At 62.5% G+C, this 3,001-nt stretch carries 3 protein-coding genes; 1 reads left to right on the forward strand and 2 read right to left on the reverse strand.

Annotated elements, in window-relative coordinates; genetic code table 11:
* Positions 1 to 70: 70 nt before the first annotated feature.
* Together pncB and NP534_RS26415 are read right to left on the reverse strand one after the other, a co-directional pair.
* Positions 71 to 1,270 carry a nicotinate phosphoribosyltransferase gene (pncB, locus tag NP534_RS26410; protein ID WP_274100684.1) on the reverse strand — a complete coding sequence of 400 codons (1,200 nt, stop codon included), beginning with the start codon at positions 1,268 to 1,270 and terminating at the stop codon, positions 71 to 73.
* The gene (locus tag NP534_RS26415; RefSeq protein ID WP_274100685.1) at positions 1,267 to 1,917 is read right to left on the reverse strand and encodes an isochorismatase family protein; all 651 of its coding nucleotides are present in this window, start codon (positions 1,915 to 1,917) and stop codon (positions 1,267 to 1,269) included. Before NP534_RS26415 ends, pncB begins: the two co-directional genes overlap by 4 nt.
* Before the next feature lie 138 nt (positions 1,918 to 2,055).
* On the opposite strand from NP534_RS26415, the gene NP534_RS26420 reads away from it, so the two are divergent.
* Complete coding sequence (locus tag NP534_RS26420; protein ID WP_274100686.1) at positions 2,056 to 2,763, forward strand: NUDIX hydrolase; 708 nt, start codon at positions 2,056 to 2,058, stop codon at positions 2,761 to 2,763.
* Positions 2,764 to 3,001: the final 238 nt, after the last annotated feature.

Here is a 3,001-nt window from a genome sequence, read left to right on the forward strand (position 1 = left end):
CCATCACCCTATCTCCCGACAAGCACATAGCAGCCTCACTACTAGTAGTAGGCGCTCACAGTGACAGGGCTCAAGCCACCTTGAACACATGCTTCAGATAAGCCACGAAGTTCTCATCCCGGCACTGCGTCTTGCCCGGGCTATCACTGATCTTCGCCACCGGCGCGCCATTGCAGGCCGTCATCTTGATCACGATGTTCATCGGCACGACACCTGGGATATCGCAAGTCAGATTGGTGCCGATGCCAAAGCTCACATTGATCCGTTCATGCAGCGCGCGGTACAGGCCAAGTGCCTTGGCAAAGTCCAGCCCATCGGAAAAGATCAGCGTCTTGCCCTGCGGGTCGATGCCCAGACTTTCATAGTGGGCAATGGCCTTCTCTGCCCAGGCTAGCGGGTCGCCAGAGTCGTGGCGCAACCCGTCGAACAGTTTGGCGAAGTACAAATCGAAATCGCCCATGAACGCGTCCATGGTGATGCAATCGGTCAACGCGATGCCCAGCAGCCCGCGATATTCGCGTACCCAGCAATCCAGCGCGGCCGCCTGGCTGTCGACCAGCCGCGGGCCAAGTTGCTGGTGGGCCATGAACCATTCGTGGGCCATGGTACCGATGGGCTTGAGTTGGTATTCGCGGGCCAGGTGCACGTTGCTGGTGCCGACGAAGCGACCCGGGAAGTCGCGTTTGAGGGTGTGCACCACGGCCTCCTGAACGCGGTACGAGAAGCGCCGCCGGGTGCCGAAGTCGGCCAGTTGAAAGCCTGCCAGCTCATCGGCGCTGGCCTCGGCCTTGAGCCAGTCGAGCTTCTGGTACAGCCGCTCGCCCACCTGCTCCATCACCACCTCGCGGTAGCGGTAGCGGTTGCGCACTTCGCTGATGATCGCCAGCAGCGGGATCTCGTAGAGGATCACGTGCAGCCACGGCCCACGCACGCGAATCGCCAGCTGCCCGGCGTCATCCAGGCCCACCTGTACGTAACGCAAGTTGAAGCGGAACAGGCTGAGAAAGCGGATGAAGTCCGGTTTGATGAACGGAATCTGCTCCAGATACGCCAGTTGGTCGTGGGTGACGGTGACCTCGGCCAGTTGCTCGACCTGGTAGCGGATTTCTGCCAGGTAAGGGGAGAGGTCTTCACCATTGCGGCAGCGGAACTCCCATTCCACCTCGGCATTGGGGTAGTTGTGCAGCACGGCCTGCATCATGGTGATCTTGTAGAAGTCGGTGTCCAGCAGGTTCTGGATGATCCGTGGGCCGAATACGCTGTCACTCATGGGCGGTCTTCCTTGATCAAAGCGAGCTGGTGGTCGAGCGCGGCCTCGTCGCCGCAGAGGATGACACCCTCGGCAGCCAGCGCCCCGCAGGCGCTGATGGCGCCTTCCTGGGTCAGGGCGCGGCAGGCGGGCAGGTACAGCAGCACCTGGAAACCGGCCTGGCGCAGTTGGCGGGCAGTGGTCTTGACGCAGTAGTCCAAAGCCAGGCCGCCGACGATGACGGCGCCCACCTGTTGCACGGTGAGGTATTCGATAACCCCGGTGGAGCGGCGTTCGGCCAGGTCGTGGTAGCAGGCGCCGTAGGGGTGCAAGTCGGGTTCGACGCCTTTCCACACGAAGTAGTCGTAGTCGATGGGGGCGGGGAGGCCGGGCAGCAGCTCGAAGCCGGGGGTGCCTGGCACGCAGTGGCTGACCCAGGTCAGGTCGGCATTGGCCAGCGTCAGCGGTTGCAGCATCTGCCCAGGTTCGGCCACCACCCAGGCGGCATTGGCCGGGTGGGCGTCCTTGCTGCCCAGGCGCAGGTCGGCACGAAGGGCCATGGTGTTGAGGTCGGCGGCAATTTCATTGCCCTCGGGTACCGGCAGTTCGTGTGGGGCGTTGGCAGTGAAGCCGTTTTGCGCGTCGACGTCGAAACTGGCGATCTTCATGGTGCTCTCCTCGCGGGTGTTGCTATATATTCCACCTGGTGTATTAAGTGTGTCAAGCACCAGAGCAGGTAGGAAAGAAGCTTGTGCTATTAAAGCGCTCTGGTGGAATATTGCAGGATTGAACAGTGGAGCCTTTGCGTGAGTAGCACTGAAGTCCTGGCCAGCGTCGATATCGTCGCTCTGCGCATGGCCCCTGAAGCCCAGCACCTGCAAGTGTTGTTGCACCGCCGAGAGCGCGAACCGCACGTCGGCCAGTGGGCGTTGCCGGGTGTCATCGTCAACGGCCGTATTGCCGACACCAGCCTGGAAGGCGCCGCCGAGCGCGCCTTGCTCGAAAAGGCCCGTATCGTACCGTGCTACATGGAACAGGTAGGCACCGAAGGCAATGCTTTCCGTGACCCGCGCGGTTGGTCGCTGAGCACCTACTACCTGGCCCTGCTCGACCCTGGGCAGGCCGTTGAGGGTGAGCAGCTGGCGTTTTTTGATGTGGACAGCGTGCTGGAGCGCAGGGTGCTGTTGCCCTTCGATCACAGACTGCTGGTGGAGCGCGCCCGCGAGCGACTGGCGGCGAAGACGGTGTACAGCAGCCTGCCGTTGTACTTGCTGGCAGAGAAGTTCACGGTGCTCGATGCGTTGGCGTCAGTGCAGGCGTGCCTGGGGCAGGCTGTGAACAGCACCTCGCTGCGCAAGCGCCTGGAGCGTTTGCGCGAGCAGGGGTGGGTGAGGGACACCGGGGAGAAGAACCAGCCACGGCTGGGCAGGCCGCAGCAGTTGTTTCAATACACACCGCAGGGGCCGCGGCCGTTCATGTTCGACCGCAGCCTGTTGCCGGAGGGCGGGCAGTAGCTTGCTTGTCTTGGTTTCTTCAGGAGGGCGAAGATCGAGCGGGGCCCGCGAAGCGCAAGCCTTGGTTTATCTGGCGCCTATGAGATCGAGCGCCGCAGGTGCCAGGCTTGGCATTTTCAGCGCCTATGAGATCGAGCGCCGCCCGCGCGGCGCATCGCGACGCAAGGCCGCTCCTACATTTGTTTCGGGCCAATTATTCCTGGGGGATTGGCGCGCGGCCCCTTGGTGCCTGTCTCAT

Origin of the sequence: Pseudomonas sp. 39004, from assembly GCF_028682155.1 — a bacterium.
Lineage (GTDB): Bacteria > Pseudomonadota > Gammaproteobacteria > Pseudomonadales > Pseudomonadaceae > Aquipseudomonas > Aquipseudomonas capeferrum.